Origin of the sequence: Hyphomonas sp. GM-8P (assembly GCF_003263315.1) — a bacterium.
Taxonomy (GTDB): Bacteria; Pseudomonadota; Alphaproteobacteria; order Caulobacterales; family Hyphomonadaceae; genus Hyphomonas.
The window spans coordinates 58,473-75,147 of sequence record NZ_AWFE01000094.1 but is presented as its reverse complement, the minus strand read 5'-3'; the positions used below and the strand labels follow the sequence as shown (position 1 = coordinate 75,147).

The 16,675-nt window shown below is 62.3% G+C and carries 14 protein-coding genes; 6 read left to right on the top strand and 8 right to left on the bottom strand.

The window, feature by feature from the left end; genetic code table 11:
- Positions 1 to 6 precede the first annotated feature (6 nt).
- Positions 7 to 1,737 carry a glycosyltransferase family 39 protein gene (locus tag HY26_RS14515; RefSeq protein ID WP_112073913.1) on the bottom strand — a complete coding sequence of 577 codons (1,731 nt, stop codon included), beginning with the start codon at positions 1,735 to 1,737 and terminating at the stop codon, positions 7 to 9.
- A gap of 273 nt (positions 1,738 to 2,010) precedes the next feature.
- Here HY26_RS14515 and HY26_RS14510 point away from each other — a divergent pair, with 273 nt between their 5' ends.
- The 3 genes from HY26_RS14510 (at position 2,011) to aguB (ending at position 7,115) form a co-directional block, all read left to right on the top strand.
- Complete coding sequence (locus HY26_RS14510; RefSeq protein WP_112073912.1) at positions 2,011 to 5,178, top strand: TonB-dependent receptor; 3,168 nt, start codon at positions 2,011 to 2,013, stop codon at positions 5,176 to 5,178.
- Positions 5,179 to 5,272: 94 nt separating this feature from the next.
- Positions 5,273 to 6,256 (top strand): agmatine deiminase family protein, encoded by a 984-nt coding sequence (locus tag HY26_RS14505; RefSeq protein ID WP_034762501.1) that lies wholly within the window; start codon positions 5,273 to 5,275, stop codon positions 6,254 to 6,256.
- 16 nt (positions 6,257 to 6,272) lie between these two features.
- Entirely contained in the window at positions 6,273 to 7,115 is an 843-nt protein-coding gene (gene aguB / locus HY26_RS14500) for an N-carbamoylputrescine amidase (RefSeq protein ID WP_112073911.1), read from the top strand.
- Between the two features lie 8 nt (positions 7,116 to 7,123).
- On the opposite strand, the gene HY26_RS14495 is transcribed toward aguB, so the two are convergent.
- Positions 7,124 to 7,681, bottom strand: a complete 558-nt coding sequence (locus HY26_RS14495) for an EF-hand domain-containing protein (protein WP_158531516.1) — start codon at positions 7,679 to 7,681, stop codon at positions 7,124 to 7,126.
- A 193-nt stretch (positions 7,682 to 7,874) separates the two neighbouring features.
- Between HY26_RS14495 and HY26_RS14490 the strand changes: the two genes are divergently transcribed.
- A complete protein-coding gene (locus HY26_RS14490) occupies positions 7,875 to 10,331 on the top strand; it encodes a PAS domain-containing sensor histidine kinase (protein WP_112073909.1) in 2,457 nt (818 codons plus the stop codon).
- 20 nt (positions 10,332 to 10,351) lie between these two features.
- Here HY26_RS14490 and HY26_RS14485 read toward each other — a convergent pair whose 3' ends face one another.
- The 3 genes from HY26_RS14485 to HY26_RS14475 all read right to left on the bottom strand — a co-directional run bounded on the left by HY26_RS14485 (position 10,352) and on the right by HY26_RS14475 (position 12,557).
- Complete coding sequence (locus HY26_RS14485) at positions 10,352 to 10,654, bottom strand: hypothetical protein (RefSeq protein ID WP_034761792.1); 303 nt, start codon at positions 10,652 to 10,654, stop codon at positions 10,352 to 10,354.
- Between the two features lie 63 nt (positions 10,655 to 10,717).
- Positions 10,718 to 11,551, bottom strand: a complete 834-nt coding sequence (locus HY26_RS14480) for a class I SAM-dependent methyltransferase (RefSeq protein WP_112073908.1) — start codon at positions 11,549 to 11,551, stop codon at positions 10,718 to 10,720.
- Positions 11,552 to 11,585: 34 nt separating this feature from the next.
- Positions 11,586 to 12,557, bottom strand: coding sequence for an oxidoreductase (locus tag HY26_RS14475; protein ID WP_112073907.1), 972 nt, complete (start codon positions 12,555 to 12,557; stop codon positions 11,586 to 11,588).
- Positions 12,558 to 12,725: 168 nt separating this feature from the next.
- Here HY26_RS14475 and HY26_RS14470 point away from each other — a divergent pair, with 168 nt between their 5' ends.
- Positions 12,726 to 13,322: a tetratricopeptide repeat protein gene (locus HY26_RS14470; protein WP_034761795.1), complete on the top strand. Its 597-nt coding sequence runs from the start codon at positions 12,726 to 12,728 to the stop codon at positions 13,320 to 13,322.
- Positions 13,323 to 13,342: 20 nt separating this feature from the next.
- Here the strand turns inward: HY26_RS14470 and HY26_RS14465 are convergent, their stop codons facing one another.
- Complete coding sequence (locus HY26_RS14465; protein ID WP_112073906.1) at positions 13,343 to 13,876, bottom strand: polymer-forming cytoskeletal protein; 534 nt, start codon at positions 13,874 to 13,876, stop codon at positions 13,343 to 13,345.
- Between the two features lie 178 nt (positions 13,877 to 14,054).
- On the opposite strand from HY26_RS14465, the gene HY26_RS14460 reads away from it, so the two are divergent.
- Positions 14,055 to 14,726 carry a GH25 family lysozyme gene (locus HY26_RS14460; protein ID WP_112073905.1) on the top strand — a complete coding sequence of 224 codons (672 nt, stop codon included), beginning with the start codon at positions 14,055 to 14,057 and terminating at the stop codon, positions 14,724 to 14,726.
- On the opposite strand, the gene HY26_RS14455 is transcribed toward HY26_RS14460, so the two are convergent.
- Complete coding sequence (locus tag HY26_RS14455; protein ID WP_146740245.1) at positions 14,723 to 15,601, bottom strand: hypothetical protein; 879 nt, start codon at positions 15,599 to 15,601, stop codon at positions 14,723 to 14,725. The genes HY26_RS14460 and HY26_RS14455 overlap by 4 nt on opposite strands.
- Positions 15,602 to 15,643: 42 nt before the next feature.
- A complete protein-coding gene (gene ilvC / locus HY26_RS14450) occupies positions 15,644 to 16,663 on the bottom strand; it encodes a ketol-acid reductoisomerase (protein WP_112073903.1) in 1,020 nt (339 codons plus the stop codon).
- Positions 16,664 to 16,675 lie beyond the last annotated feature (12 nt).

Here is a 16,675-nt window from a genome sequence, read left to right as displayed (position 1 = left end):
TGGCGGTCACGGATCCGGCGATTCCGATTTTGCAGAGCAGGGGGCTGGCGGGAATTCCGTCTGGCCTTTGAACCGGTCTTCCCAGGCCGCGTCATGCACCTGTGGCTCAAATCCTGAAGCGACATAAAGGACGAAGGTGCGCGACAGCGGACAGCCATTGCTGCGCTTGCCGAGCGGCACCGAAATCTCGCCCACCTGTTCGAAGGTCTCGAACTCGCTGCGCAGCATGGGCCGCATACCCGCATGGATCGAGACGACAAGCACGCGCTGGTCCAGCGGGGTGGCGAGCGGCTGGGATTCAGAGAAGCTTTTCGGCACGCCGTAACGCCGCCAGGAGAGCAGCGGCAAGGTCCGGTTGCGGCCATAATAGTCCAGTCCGTGCCAGACTTCGCGCTCGTCCACGAGCACCGCGGTTGCGCCGAGGGATCGGGCAAAACCGAATACGTCCTTTGACGCCTCGTCCCAGCCACGCGTGCGCTTCAGCGCATTGTCGAGACCGAGTGCGGTGGATGTTTGCAGAGGCAGGAGCGAGATCACCGCGAAGCTCAGCGCGAGAACGCCATGCAGGCCGATGCTGAACCAGAGCAGGCCGGACGGGCGGTATTTCATCATGGTCGCGAACAGCAGAAGGCCGCCACTCACCAGAACGCCCAGCCCAAGGCGCACCCAGACGCTGAGGTCCGGCACGAACTGAAGCGCCACAAAGGTGAGCCCCGCCACGATGAACCAGAGGTTCCGGTTGGGGCGAGCGCGCACCAGCCAGGCTGCAACCAGCACGCTGGCGGCGGGGTAGGCTGTTGCCGCCCAGTTCGCATTCGCGCGGGAGAGGACGGCCTGGCCGAGAATGATGATCAGGACCGGCAGGATGAAGCACAAGAGCCAACGGTCCCGCCCCATCATGCCTTCATCCTGGGACCGGATAACAAACAGGCCGGAGACGAGCGCCAGGAAACTGATCGGCCCGAACACGCCCAACTGGTCGACCAGGAAAGTCAGCGCGTTTTCGGGATTGATCAGGTCTCCGCCGAGATTGGCATTGTCGACCGTGTGACTGACCGTCTTGAAATCATGCGCGGCATTCCAGGCCATGTGCGGGGCGAAGACCAGCGCGGCGAGTGCCAGCACGAGGAGGCCGCGCGGCGAAATCAGCGCGCGGCGCGTGTCCCGGTCGATCAGCAAGGTCAGGACGATGCCGATCAGGAAATAGATCATCGCATATTTCGACAGGAGGCCCGCGCCGATGGCGAGACCGAGACCGGCGGCGCTGGCCCAGCTGCCGTCCCCGGTGCGCAGGCGCCAGAAGCAGAAGAGGGCCGCGCACCAGAAGGGCATCAGCACGCCATCGGTCGAGATCACGGCGGAGGACAGGATCACCGCCGGCATCAGCGCATAGCCAAGTGCTGCCAGCATGCCGGTGCGGGCGCCATACATGTCGCGACCGAGATGAAACAGGAAAATGGCCCCGGCCGTGTGCAAGAAAGGGGCGGGCAGGCGCACGGCCCATTCCGAATTGCCGAGGACGGAGGTCACCGCGTGGATCAGCCAGGCGATCATCGGCGGCTTTGAATAATAGCCCCAGTCCAGCGTCTCGCCCCAGCGCCAGTACTGGGCTTCATCGGCATAGAGGTTCAGCGGTGAGACCGCGAGCAGCAGGACACGCAGGGCCAGCAGAATCATCAGGGTCAGATAGGTGATACGGCGCCAGTCTGTCGTCGATTCGCCGGGGGATTCGGTCATTTGCCTCAGGCCTTTCGGGAGAGACGCCGGTTATGCGATGGGGCGGAGACAGAATATACCCCAAAATGCACGTTTTCGGGTGAAGTTCAGGTGAACCGATTATTGCAACCGTGTCATTTTTGCATCGCACCATCGCCTTTGACACGAATCCGATAGGCATGTGTTTAACCTTCAAGATCCTGTCACTAATCTGTCATCCGGAGTCGTTATGCGACCCCAAACCGGGCGATGTGCAAGGGCATCGGCTGGGGATCTCTCGGACAGGGGAAAATCATGATCAACTGGAATAACTTCGCTCGCGGGGCTGCTGTATCAGCCATCGCGATCACGGCGGCAGGCATTGCATCGGCACAGGTTACGACCTCGTCGATCTCCGGCACCGTCGCTGATGAGTCCGGAGCAGCCGTTTCCGGCGCTACCGTCACCATCCTTCACGAGCCATCGGGTACGGTTTCCGTCGCTTCGACCAACGCAGCTGGCCAGTTCGCGGCTCAAAACCTCCGCGTTGGCGGCCCGTACAGCGTCACCATCACCGGTGAAGGCTTCGTTCCGGCCCGCGCTGAAGGCGTTTACGCCAACCTCGGTGAAGATACCGACCTCAACCTCTCGATCTCGCGCGCAGACGACGCTGCCGTCATGGACACGGTTGTCATCACCGGCACCGCGCTTCAGGTCGCTCAGGTCGCTACCGGCCCGTCTTCGACCTACAACCTCGCGACGCTGGAAAATCTTCCGGCGATGAACCGCGACATCAAGGATATCGTCCGTCTCGACCCGCGCGTCTATGTCGACGAAGCCTTCAACGACTCCATCAACTGCGCCGGTGCCAACCCGCGCTACAACTCGCTGACCGTCGACGGCGCACGCCTGTCCGACAATTTCGGTCTGAACTCGAACGGTTACCCGACCGAGCGCATTCCGTTCTCCTTCGACTCGATCGAACAGGTCTCTGTTGAGCTTGCTCCGTTCGACGTCGAATACGGCCAGTTCACCGCCTGTAACGTCAACGCTGTGACCAAGTCCGGCGGCAACGAATTCCACGGCGGCCTGTTCTTCGACTACACCGATGACTCGCTGACCGGCGACGAAACCGACGGCATCGCCCGCGACCTCGGCTCGTTCGAAGAGAAGCGCTACGGCTTCAACGTTGGCGGCCCGATCATCAAGGACAAGCTGTTCTTCTTCGGTTCCTACGAGAAATTCGAAGGCGCAAACATCTTCGGCTTCACGCCGGAAAGCGCTGGCATCACCCAGGCTGATTACGATCAGATCATCTCGATCGCTGAAGGCTATGGCTACGTTTCCGGCGGCCTGCCGACGTCTATCGGCGTCGAGGACGAGAAAATCTTCGCAAAGATCGACTGGAACATCAACGATGACCATCGTGCGACCTTCTCGTACAATTACAATGACGGCTTCAATCTGAGCCCGTCGGATTCCGGCTCCAGCCGTCTTTCTGACGGTAACCACTACTATGAGCGTGGCGCCAAACTGCAGAACTACTCCGGTGCTCTGTACTCCGACTGGACCGACAACCTGTCGACCGAACTGCGTGTTACCTATGTTGATCTCGACAACCGTCAGACCCCGGTTGCCGGTCTCGACAATTTCGGTGAAGTTCAGGTCGATGTGGGTGGCAGCACCGTCTACCTCGGCGCCGACGATTCCCGTCACGCCAACGAGCTGAATTACACGACCCTGAACTACAAGGCGAAAGCCGACTACACGATGGGTGACCACACCTTCACGTTCGGTGCCGAACGCGAAGAGTTCGAAGTGTTCAACCTCTTCATCCAGGAAGTTAAGGGCGAGTGGGTCTTCGGTTCGATCGCAGACTTCGCTGCAGGCGATTTCGATGACTTCCGCTACGAGAACGCTGCTGGTTCCAACGATCAGAATGATGGCGCAGCCGACTTCGGCTACGAAATCAACACGATCTACGTGCAGGACGACTGGCAGGTTACGGACAAGCTCGATGTTGTCCTCGGCCTCCGCTACGACTTCTACACGTCGGGCGACAAGCCGATGTTCAACCAGGGCTTCTTCGACGATTACGGCATCCGTAACGACGAAAACATGGACGGCCGCGACCTGCTGCAGCCGCGCTTCGGCTTCACCTATGAGTTCAATGACGACATCAGCTTCCACGGCGGTGCCGGTCTCTACTCCGGTGGTAACCCGAACGTCTGGATCTCGAACAACTACTCCAACAATGGTGTGACCCTGTTCGAATGCCGCAACCGTGGCCGGTCGTCCGACTGTGTCGGCGACGGTTCGCTGACCAACATCAACGACTTCACCTACGGTGGTGGTACCGGCAGCCCGTTCATCAACGTTCCGGATGAGTTCATTGCTGCTGTTGGCGCTGCTGAAGGCGGTGGCCCGGTCAACGCGCTCGACCCGAACTTCGAACTGCCGTCCGAATGGAAGTTCGCGCTCGGTACGGTCGTCGACTATGACAGCGGCCACCCGCTGCTGGGCGACAACTGGCGCTTCATGGCCGACATTCTGTACTCCAAGACAAACGAAGCAGCGATCGCTGTTCCGATCAGCTGGGTGCAGACGGATACCGCTCCGGACGGCCGCCCGATCTACGGCACCGGCAACACCAACGACTTCCTTCTCACCAATACCGAGGAGAAGGGTGACGCACTGGTCCTGTCCGTGGGCGTGTCCAAAGAGTACGACAACGGCATCGACTGGTCGCTGGGCTATGCCTACACCGACGCAGACGATGTGAACCCGATGACTTCGTCGGTTGCGTTCTCGAACTTCTCCAACTTCACGACGTCTGACGCTGTGAACCCGGATCTCGGCACTTCGGACTACGAGATCGCTCACCGCATCAACCTGACGGTCAACTGGGAGAAGGAATTCTTCAAAGGTCTCTACACGAAGGCATCGCTCTTCGGTACGGCCAACGAAGGTGCTCCGTACTCCTACACGTTCGGTTCGAACACCGGCATCTTCTCGCCGCTGTTCAGCAACCGCCGTGCTCTGGCCTACATCCCGACTGGCATCGCAGATCCGCTGATCTCGCCTGACTCGGATATGGGTGCTGTTGAGTCGCTCGTTGCCTTCATCAACAAGGACGAGACCCTTCAGGACGCACGTGGCAGCATCATCCGTCGCAACTCGGCTGCTGATGACTGGTGGACGAAGTTCGACCTGAAACTGACCCAGGAGCTTCCGGGCCTCCGCGCTGACGACCGCGCTGAAGCGTTCATCATTGTCGAAAACGTCGGCAACCTGCTGAACTCGGATTGGGGTATCCTTCGCGAGCACGGCTTCCCGGCCAACGCCGAGCTGTACTCGATCAGCGGCATCGACGCCCAGGGCCGTTACATCATCGACGGCTTCAACTCGAGCGCCGACCGTGACTCCATCGTGGTCAGCCCGTCGCTGTGGCAGGTCCACTTCGGTGTGAAGTACAAGTTCTAAGCCTTACGGCCTGAACTGAATTGAAATCGGGAAGGGCGGCCTCCATGTGGGGCCGCCCTTTTCCTTTATTGACAGGTGTGGCATGGCGCGCGCGATGAGTGACAACAAACCCTTCCTTCCGCCCGAATGGGCGCCGCAGGCTGCCCTCTGGTGCGGCTGGCCGCATCTTGCCGACGAATGGGGCGGCAGTCTTGAAGGCCCGCGCCAGCAGATCGCCGGATTCATCCGGGCAGCCGCCGACCATCTGCCAGTCCGTGTTGCAGCCGGATCTGCCGAAGCACTGGCCTCGGCCACCGCGGCGGTCGGCGACGTGGCGAAAGTCGTGGAGCTGCCGGCCGGGGACATCTGGCTGCGCGATACAGGCCCCATCGTTACGGGGCAGGGCGAGACGCGTGTGGCGCAGACCTTCCGCTTCAATGGATGGGGCGGCAAATACCTGATGCCCGGCGACACAGAGACGGCAGCGGCGATTGCGACCTATGAGACGCTGCCTGCCACTCCGCATGACATCGTACTGGAAGGCGGCGCCATCGATGCCGACGGCACAGGCCGCCTGCTGACCACGCGCCAGTGCCTGCTAAATCCAAACCGCAATCCGGACCTGACGGCAGACGAGATCGAGGCCCGCATCTGCGCGGCACTTGGCATCGACGAAATGATCTGGCTGGGCGATGGCCTGCTGAACGACCACACCGACGGCCATGTCGACAATATCGCCCGCTTCATCGGGCCGGGCCATGCGCTCTGCCAGATGCCGTCCGGTGACGATGACCCGAACACCGAGGTCCTGCTGGAGATCGAAGCCACGCTGCGCAATGCAGGCCTGGATGTGACGACGATTCCGTCACCCGGACTGATCCTCGGCGAGGATGGCGAGCCGATCCCGGCAAGCCATATGAATTTTACCATCACCAATGGCGCCGTGCTGGTGCCGGTCTATGAGGACCATTACAGCCTTGTGGCGCTGTCGGAGATGCGTGTCCTGTTCCCGGGCCGCAAGATCATCGGCCTGCCGGCTGGACATATCCTGGGTGGAGGCGGAAGCTTCCACTGCATGACCCGCGAAATTCCCGCCTGATCCGGAGGATCTGAAGATGAGCCGTACTCTCACTGTCGCCAGCATCCAGTTCACCCCGAGTGACGACATGCAGGACAATATCGACCGCGTGGCAGGTTTCATCCGTGAGGCCGCCGGGCAGGGCGCCGATGTCGTGCTGCCGCCCGAACTCTTCTGCGGTTATTATTTCTGCAAGACGCAGGAGGAGCATCATTTCGCGCGTGCCTTGCCCTGGCAGGACCATCCCGCCGTGGTGCAGCTGGCAGAACTCGCGGCGGAACTCGGCGTCGTCATCCCCGTCTCGATCTACGAGAAGGACGGTCCGCACTATTACAATTCGCTCGTCATGATCGATGCCGATGGCACGCCGCTGGGTATCTATCGCAAGAGCCATATTCCGGATGGCCCCGGCTACCAGGAAAAATACTATTTCCGGCCAGGCGATACGGGCTTTCGTACCTGGCAGACCATGAAGGGCAATATCGGCGTCGGCATCTGCTGGGACCAGTGGTTTCCGGAAGCAGCGCGCGCCATGGCCCTGATGTGCGCGGACGTCCTGCTGTACCCGACGGCGATCGGTGCGGAGCCACACGATGCTAGTCTCGACACCGCCGCACGTTGGCGCCGGGTGATGCAGGGCCATGCCGTTGCCAATGTCATTCCGGTCGTGGCGGCCAATCGCGTGGGCGATGAGGAAGGCCAGATCTTCTACGGCACGAGCTTCATCACCGACCATGTCGGCGAAGTTGTCACCGATTTCGGACGCATTGAGGAAGGTGTGCTGGTTGCGAGCTTCGACCTGGACGTGGTCGATCGTGACCGTGCAGCGTGGGGCTTCTTCCGCGACCGCCGGACGGATCTTTACGACATTCTGGTCTAGGGCAGGCTTCAGCTGCCGCCGGGGACGCCGCGCGATGGCCGCTGGCTGTCGGGCGGGGTCGGATGTGACGCGCGTTCCGGCTTCGGCTTCGGCGCCTTCAATGAGGCAATCACGATCACATCGCTCGTCTCTTCGACATAGTGTTCCGCAAGTTCAGCGATCACGGTTTCGAACTCTTCGGGGCTGACGCGCCGGTCGAGGTTCGGGTCGAAGCGGACAGGATTGGCCAGCGTATCGTCGCGCGTCGGCAGGCTTTCGGCCCAATTGATCTGCTCGAATGCTGTCAGGTGACCGTCACCATTGGCATCGGCCTTCTTGAAGGCGGCTGCGGTGCCCGCTTCCACTTCCTCACGGGTGATCCGGCCGTCTCCATCGGTGTCAAAGCTCAGGAACAGGCCGCCGCCAGCAACCAGCCGGTCAGGCGTTCCGCGGGGCTTGTGGGCTTCGGATTTGGTAAATCCCTGTCCGGGCAGGCGGACAATATCGTCATCGGCCTGCTGGGCGCTCGCCGGGGCGGTTGCAGCCATCAACAGGGCGCCAGCCAGCGCAATCGAACGGAAAATCATGGGATTTACTCCACTAACAGGCGGCCAGACTAAGCGAGTGTTGTGTTTATGCAACATATGGTTTCAGTTATATTGCGCCGGAATGGACCAGGCATTAGCACTCCGTTAACGCGCCCTTAACGCTCGAGGGGCAATTCGTTAACCGTTTCATCGGTCGTTATCGCGGCCGATTCGGGCTTTTGGATGACGCGGCATGGCACTTACAGCGGAGCAGGTTCCGATCATTATGGCCGCCGGCGCGGCAGCGCTCGGCCTTGCCGCGCTGCTTTGGGCGCTGCGGGTATCGGACGGTGCGCGCGGGGCAGCCCGCAAATACCGGGACCGGTCAGCTGAACTGGAAACCACGCTCGCCGCCCATCGCTCGATCCTCGGCGCCCATCCGGGTGTCATTCTCGTCTGGCAGGGCGAAGCGCTCGAAGCCGAAGGCGACGACATCATCCCGCCCGAAATGTACGGGTCTCCAGTCGCGTTGGCCGGTCTGCTGAGCTTCACCGACGATGCCATCTCACCGGATCCGGCGGTTCGTATCATTGAGGGCCTCGCTGACCTCGAAGCCCGCGACAGTGCCGGCCAGGACACGACCCTCCGCATCCGCCTGCGCGAGCTGCGCGAGACGGGGCAGGCCTTCTCGCTGACCATTATCGGCCCGTCCGGCCGTTTCCTCGAAGCCGACGGCCGCACGGCTGGTGCCCGCGCCGTGGTCTGGGTTAGCGATGCGACGATCAAGGGGCTGGAAGAAAGCTCGGCCCGCGGCAAGCTGGAGGAGGCCCGCCAGGTCATTGCACGCGATCCGACCGCCTTCCTCGACATGCTGGGCAAGGCGCCGTTCCCGGCCTGGCGCATGTCCGGCATGGGCAAGCTGCAATGGGTGAACCCCGCCTATATCGAAGCCGTCGACGGGACCAATCTCGACCGGGTGCTGGACCGCCAGCTGATGCTGGACCAGGCGACTGCCGATCAGGCTCGCAAGACGATCAGCGAAGGTATCGACATCGACGAGACGCGCCACATCACCATCAATGGTGCGCGCCGGGCGATGCGTATCCTGACTTTCCCGCTATCCGGCGGGGCAGGGGCGATGGCACTGGATGTGACCGCGCAGGAAGACGCGCGCGACGAACTGAACCGTCACGTCCGTGCCCATGATGAGACCCTGAACCATGTGGCCGATGCCGTCGCGATCTTCGGCGCCGACCGGAAGCTGACCTTCTACAACAAGGCGTTCCGCGACATGTGGGATCTCGATGAGAGCTTCCTGCTGGATCGTCCCGGCCATGGCCAACTGCTGGACCGGCTGCGCGAGCGACGCAAATTGCCGGCCCGGGCGAACTATGCCGAATGGCGCGCTGAAGAGCTCTCCTACTATCTCGACATTGACGGGGTGAAGGAAGACACCTGGTCGCTTCCGGACGAGCGGACCCTGTCGGTTACGCGTCAGCGCCACCCGATGGGCGGCCTGCTTCTTCTGTTCAAGGACATTACCGGCGAACTGGAGCTGCAGACGCGGTTCAATGCGATTGTGAAGACGCAGAGCTCCACGCTCGACAATCTCCACGAAGCCGTTGCCGTGTTCGGCGGCGACGGACGCATGAAGCTGCACAATAATGCGTTCGAGCGCCTGTGGAGCCTCAGCGAAGAGATGCTGAAGGACCATCCGGATTATGACGATGTGGTGGAGGAGTGCATTCCGCTGTTCCACGACACGGAAATCTGGGCGGCCATGAAGAGCCACATCACCGATCCCTCCGCCAAGGCGCGCCAGTCAACGACGGGTGAAATGCGCCGGTCGGACGGCTCCATCCTGACTTACCTCACCCATCCACTGCCGGACGGGAACACGCTGATCGCCTTTGCCGATGTGACAGCGACCCGCCGCGTCGAATCCGCCCTGCGCGAGCGCGCCGAAGCCTTCGAAGCCGCTGACCGCCTGAAGACGGAATTCGTCCGCAATGTCTCCTACCAGTTGCGTTCACCACTCACGGTTATCTTTGGCTATGCAGAGCTGCTGGAGACCCAGCGCAATGGCGACCTGACCGAGCGCCAGAAGGATTATGTCAGCGCCATCCTGTCTGCTTCGGATCACCTGTCCAAGCTGATCGAGAACATCCTCGATCTCGCCATGATCGAAGCCGGCCGCATGGATCTCGACCTCGAAGATGTCGATCTGGCTGGCGTGATCGAGGAAAGTATCGAGATGGTTGTCTCGAAGGCCGAGGATACGCAGATCGCGGTCCGGTCTGAGATCGAAGGCAAGCTGGGCATGATCCGTGCCGACGAGCGGCGCATCCGCCAGATCCTGTTCAACCTGATTTCCAACTCGCTGCGCTTCACCGATTCCGGCGGCGAGATTGTCATCTCGGCCCAGCGCATGGGTGACATGGTGACCTTCTCTGTCCGCGACAATGGCCGAGGCCTTGAGGCGGACAAGCGTGCGACGAGCTTCGACAGCTTCGTCTCAGGCGACCAGCGCGGCGCGGGGCTGGGCCTTGCGCTGGTGAAGCATTTTGTCGACCTGCACGGCGGCACCGTCGGCATGAAGCCGGTCGATGGCGGCGGACTGGAAGTCACCTGCTGGCTACCGGCACAAGCCATGCGCGCCGTGAGTGCACAGCGCGAACTGCTTCTGTCGGAGAATGTTGTTCCGTCCTGAAACGGAATGGCCCGCGCAGCCTAGTGCGTCTCAGTTGCCGTCTTGCTGGCGCGCTCCGGATCCTGGCCGCGCGTTTCCGCAACCATCCGGACCGGAACTTCCGGCGCTGCATCATAGCGGATGATCGCAGGCTTGGAGACCAGCAGGTCTGATCCGTCTTTGTCCGTCACCACAACGGTTTCCATGACCGCCGGGGCCTCTTCGCCTTTCGGCAGGAAGTCAGCTTCCAGACGGCCGCGCAGCTGGCCACCTTCAGCAGCAAGAACGGGCAGGGCAACGCTGGCAGCGGCGAGCGAGACGGCGACATAACGAATGGCGGACATGAGACAACTCCCGGGCAAATCCAAAACTCGCCCCGGGAGATGCATGTTTTGTGCCAAAAACGCCTATTTGGCGAATTTCAACAGGAACCGGTCAGTCTTGCGCCGGACGGCCGGGTCGAACACCTGCACAGTGCCATCATCGTCCGGATTGGCCAGCACGTCGCTTTCATCCACCAGCGTCAGGCCGTGATTTTCAGCCAGCGCGATGATGACAGCCTTGTCGATCCTGTGCGTATCGCCGCCGGTTGTCGGCGGTGAGCCGGCTGGTGCCATGTGGTCCAGCACGACCAGATGGCCGCCCGGCTTCAGCACACGGGCAATCTCGTCGAACGTCATGTCGGGATCTCCGAGGACGCCCTCCGGTTCGTCTTTCGGCGTGTACCAGAGCTCATGCGGGCCGAGGAACCAGGTCACGATATCTGCGTCTGCGTCCGGCACATTGGACAGGTTGTCGAAGGCGCTCTCCACGATCTGAACATTCAGCAGCCGGCCATCGACCCGTTTCGAGACGGAGTCGCCGAGGAAAGCTTTGAAGGATGGCGGGTTCTGCATGTAGACCTTGCCGTCTGGCCCCGCGACCCGGGAGAGCAGCTCCGTATAGAAGCCATCTCCGGCTTCCATCTCCACAACGGTCATGCCGGGCATGATGCCCGCAAAGGCGAGTACTTCGGCGGATTTCCGCACTGGGTACAAGTCGTAATCCTGTTCCGGTCGGTCGTCCTGTCCGAAGACACTTTCATAGTCGAAGCCGCCCGGCGAAACCTTGGGCGCAGGGGCGTCGTCTGCTTCCGGTGCGACCGGGGCGGCCACGGGGGCTTCCGGAGCTGGTTCTGCGGCGGGTGTGGCGCATGCAGTCAGCAGGGCGCCGGCCAGGCTGAGTAGTGCAATCTGTTTCATTTATCAGTCCTCCTCAGGACGGTCCGTTATCGGATCAGGCTTCGGTCAGCATTTTCTCACTCATTTCCCACAGGCGTTCTGCCCGTTCGTCATCACAGGCCCATGGGCGGACATGTTCCCAGCGTTCGCTCGATTCCGTGGCCAGCTGCGCGATATCGCAATCCTCGCAATAGACGCCACCGCGATCGGCCAACTGGGGCGACGTTGCCGCCCAGACGGTTGTGGAGGCGCCTTGTTCGGGTGTCTTGAACCGTTCCAGCACCATGGGTGGAATGGACCCGTCCGGCGCCTTCCAGCCGAGCGCGACCATTTCCTCTTCCGGCAGGTGGCGCTGCAACGGTGTGAAGATGCCGCCCGGATGGACGGAGAAGGCGCGGATGCCGATATCCCGGCCGCGCCGGTCTACGCCGAGGGCAAACAGGGCGTCGGCGGTCTTGGCCTGTCCGTAGGCCTCCCATTTGTCGTAAGCGCGCTCGGTATAGTTCGGATCGTCCCAGATGATGTCCGACCGGGCATGGCCGATCGATGACAGGGCAACGAGACGAGAATTTTCCGTGCGCTGCATGGCCGGGGCGAGGGCGAGGCTCATCGCCATGTGCCCGAGATGGTTGATACCGAACTGGCTTTCCCAGCCGGGGCCGACCCGTTCCAGCGGGCAGGCCATGATGCCGGCATTGTTGATCAGGATGTCGAGGCCCCGTCCGGTCTCGTCATATTCGCGGGTGAATTTCTCGACGCTGGCAAGATCAGCGAGGTCCATGGCAGCGATCTCGATGTCGCCAGCCACATCCGCCAGTGCGGCTTCGGCCGTATCGAGCCGCCGGGCCGGGACGGTGACCCGTGCGCCCGCCGAGGCGAGGGCTCGCACCGTTTCCAGTCCGATGCCGGAATAACCGCCGGTGACAATGGCATTCTTGCCGGACAGGTCGATTCCCTCGATCACTTCGGCGGCGGTGGACTTGTCGTGGAATCCCGATCCGATCGGGGCCTGGTCTTCTGCAGCCATCCGGATATCTCCCTTTTCTCCGACCGTGCGTTGAGCGGCGGATACTGCCCCGCAGGTGTGGAAGCGACAAGTGCGGGTTAAGAAAGCTTAAGCTGGCAAAGCCTTGGTGACGCCCTGATCCGGTCCCTATATCAGAGACGGAACAATGACTTAGGAAGGGCAGACCCCATGATACGCTCCCCTCTGATTGCAGCGGCGCTGACCTGTTGCGCCATCGCCTTGCCGGCCGCGGCCCAGTATGGCCGGGTCGAGAAATCCCAGGCCGAGATCGCGCTCGAAAACGCCAAGGAGACGTTCGCCACACAGCGTGCCGCGCGTCAGGAAGCCAACACGGCCTGTGCCGCGCGGGACTATGATGCCTGTGTGAAGGCGGGCGACTCCTATCGCAAAGGGACCGGCGGTACGCAGGACTACGGCCTGGCCATCAAGGCGTACGAACGGGCCTGCAATGGCGACAATGGGAAGGGATGTTCCTCGCTGGCCTACCTCACCATGCTGGGACGCGGCATGGACGCCAATCCGGTGAAGGCCCGCAGCCTTTACAAGCAGTCCTGTGACCTCGGCGAAGTCAGCGGCTGTGCCGGTTATGGCAACATGCTGTTCACTGGCACGGGCGGAGCCAAGAATGTGCCCGAAGGCACGCGTGTGCTGCAGGAGTCCTGCAACCGTGACTATGAATGGGCGTGCGACCGGTTGGACGAGCTGGGCGCGTACGATCCCGATTCCGTTGCTTATGAACGCCTGAAAGACATGCGCGGCGGCTGAGGCGCTGCGCGGCCTTGTGCTTAGCTGCGGCTGGTTGCCGGGCCGGATGAGAGGAACGAAGCCGGCGGTGACATGGGCGCTGCCGGACGCGTATCCGTGACAGGCGGGACAGTCGGCGCAGCAGGTTGCGAGACTGCGGCGACCGGCTCCTTGATGCCTGCCGGCGCTGGAACTTGTTGAGGCTCAGGTGGGCCCAAACGATCCGGAAGGTCTGCCGCGATCAGCAGGTTTGCCGTCAGCATGGCGCCTTCATCAACGCGGACGGAACGTGCGGCGACATCGCCGCCAACATTTGCGCCCGACCAGATCTCGATCGACTGGTTTGCCAGGACCGTGCCTTCCAGTTCCCCGTGCACGATGATCACCGGCGCTTCGATCCGGCCTTCGACCCGTCCGCCGCGTTCGATGATCAGCATGCTTTCGCAGCGGATGTTGCCTTTGATCAGGCCCGCCACGACCAGCTGTGTGGTGAAGTGAAGATCGCCTTCGAGGCGCGTTCCCTCAAGGATCAGGTTTGCCGGTTCTCCGCCGCGCATTTTATCTGCAGGTGCCATGGAGGTTTGAACCCTTCTCTAGTCTATCAGCGCGTCTATGCATGGATCATGCCCGGATAGCGGAATCTGTTGATTCCATGGGGGGTTTGGTGTCCGCTCGCCAGCGGATCGGGCACTTGCCCCGATTTGGCCCCGCACGGGCCTCAGGTCTGCCGGGGCGGGGGAGTTGGATCGGAATATGCGTATCACGGGCCTGATTGCGACGGTTTTTCTGGCACTGGCGGCCTGTTCCCAGCCGGCCATGCCTGCGCCGGAAGCCACGCCCGATGGGCCATTTGCACCGGGCAATGAAGGCATTGACCTTTCCCATCACAATGGCCGGGTAAACTGGGAGGCGCTCGGCAGTGCGCCCATCGATTTCGTGTACCTGAAGGCCACCGAGGGGCGGGACTGGAAGGATACCCGGTTCCAGGAAAACTGGCTGGAGGCGAGCCAGCGGGGCTGGCATGTCGGCGCCTATCATTTTTACCTGCTTTGCCGGAACGGGGCCGCGCAGGCGGCGAATTTCATCCAGTCAGTGGAAGTACGTGACGGCACACTGCCGCCGGCCGTGGACCTTGAATACGCACACAATTGTACGCCGGACGGCCCGAAGGAGGCCGTACTGGCCGAGATCGAGGATTTCCTGAATGCGCTGGAGGCGGAATATGGCGTCCCGCCTGTGCTCTACACGACGCCCGAATTTCACCGCGATTGGCTGGAAGGCCGCTTTCCCGCGAACCCGGTCTGGATGCGCAGCCTGTCCGGCCCGCCGGAGGGCGAAGTGCTCATCTGGCAATATTCGATGAAAGGCCGCGTGCCGGGGGTCGAGGGGTTTGTCGATCTCAACCGTATTCCGGCAGGCGATTAGAGCTCCAGGTCCCGCGCGAGCCGTGTGAGGCCTTCTTCCGGCGTGATCCGGGGCTGCAGCGTAGCCGGGATTTCGGCCGGGTCCACAGCCGCCTTGTCGAGATCGACCCGGGCGAGCTGCGCCGGGCTGAGCGGCAGCTTCAGGCCGAGACCGGACAGGAGAGAGACCAGCGCACGTATGGGGCCGAGCGGGACGGGAATATCGATCCCGGCATGGCCCGATGCCTGGCGCGCGGTCGTGATCAGGTCCCGGTGCGGCAGGGTTTGCGGGCCGCCAACAGCAAGAAGACCGGCTGCCTTCCATTCATTCGACACCAGCGCTGCCGCCAGCCGGGAAAGGTCTTCGACATGGATCGGTTGCTGGCTGGCTTTGCCTGACCCGAGACGCGGAAACACAGGCAGGCGGGCCAGCAGTTTCAGCAGGCGCGACAGGTTCCCATCGCCCGGATAGCCATAGATCATGGTTGGCCGCAGGATCGCCCAGCCGGGCGCGCCGTCCTGCACATCGGTCTCTGCCGCACGCAGCCGGTCATAAACCGGATCAGCCCCGACGATGGCGACATTGTTGGATGAGAAGACAACGCCCCGCTCCACGCCGCCCTCGCAGAAGGCCCGCGCCGCCGGAGCAGAGATTGACAGGATCGGGGTCAGCACCGCACCGCGGACTTCCGGGGCAAGCGCGCGGACGGCGGCAAGGTCTGACAGGTCGAGTGGGGCGAGTTCGATACCGGCGACATGCAGCCGGGCGTCAAGCTCTGCATCGGGATGGCGCCGTGTCGCGACGACCTTCAGCCCGCGGGCAGCAAGGTCCAGCGCGATCAATGCCCCCAGCGGGCGGTTCGCTCCGGCGACGAGAAAGGGGCCAGTTGAGGTCACGCCTCCGCTCTATCAGCGTTCGAGCGGAGGCGCGAGAGTGAGTTAGTTGCGGGACTTGTCGACCAGGCGGTCGTTCTGGGCCCAGTGCATCATGCCGCGCAGTTTTTCGCCGACTTCTTCGATCGGGTGGCTGTTCATGCGCTGGCGCATGGCGTTGAAGCCCGGCGCGCCGGCCTGGTTTTCCAGCACCCAGTTGCGCGCGAACGTGCCGTTCTGGATGTCTTCCAGGACCTTTTTCATGTTCGCCTTGGCATCCGAGTTCACGACGCGGGGGCCGGAAACGTATTCGCCATACTCGGCTGTATTGGAGATCGAGTAGTTCATGTTGGCGATGCCGCCTTCATAGATCAGGTCGACAATCAGCTTGGTCTCGTGAAGGCACTCGAAATAGGCCATTTCCGGCGCGTATCCGGCTTCGACCAGCGTTTCGTAGCCAGCCTTGATCAGCTCGACGATCCCGCCGCAAAGCACGGCCTGTTCGCCGAAGAGGTCGGTTTCGGTCTCTTCACGGAAGCTCGTCTCAATGACGCCGGCGCGGGTGTTGCCGATGGCTTTCGAATAGGAGAGGGCGACAGCCTGGGCTGTGCCCGTGGCGTCCTGGTGGATGGCAATCAGGCCCGGCAGGCCGAAGCCCATCTGGTATTGTGCGCGCAGCGTGTGGCCGGGGCCTTTCGGGGCCGACAGGGACACGTCAACATCGGCGCGCGGGCGGATCAGGTTGTAGTGCACGTTGAAGCCGTGGCCGAACATGATGTGCTGGCCGGCACGCAGGTGCGGCTCGATCTCGTTGGCGTAAAGCACAGCCTGCTTTTCGTCCGGCACGAGGATCATGAGCACGTCTGCCCACTGGGCGGCTTCTGCCGGGGTGACGACTTCAAGGCCTTCGGCCTCTGCCTTCTTGCGGCTGGCGGACCCTTCCTGAAGGGCGACCTTGACCTGCTTCACACCGCTGTCGCGCATGTTCAGCACGTGGGCGTGGCCCTGGCTGCCATAGCCGACAACGGCCACTTTCTTGCTCTGGATGAGGGCGAGGTCTGCGTCCTGCTCGTAATAAACTTTCATGGGCTTCCGTTC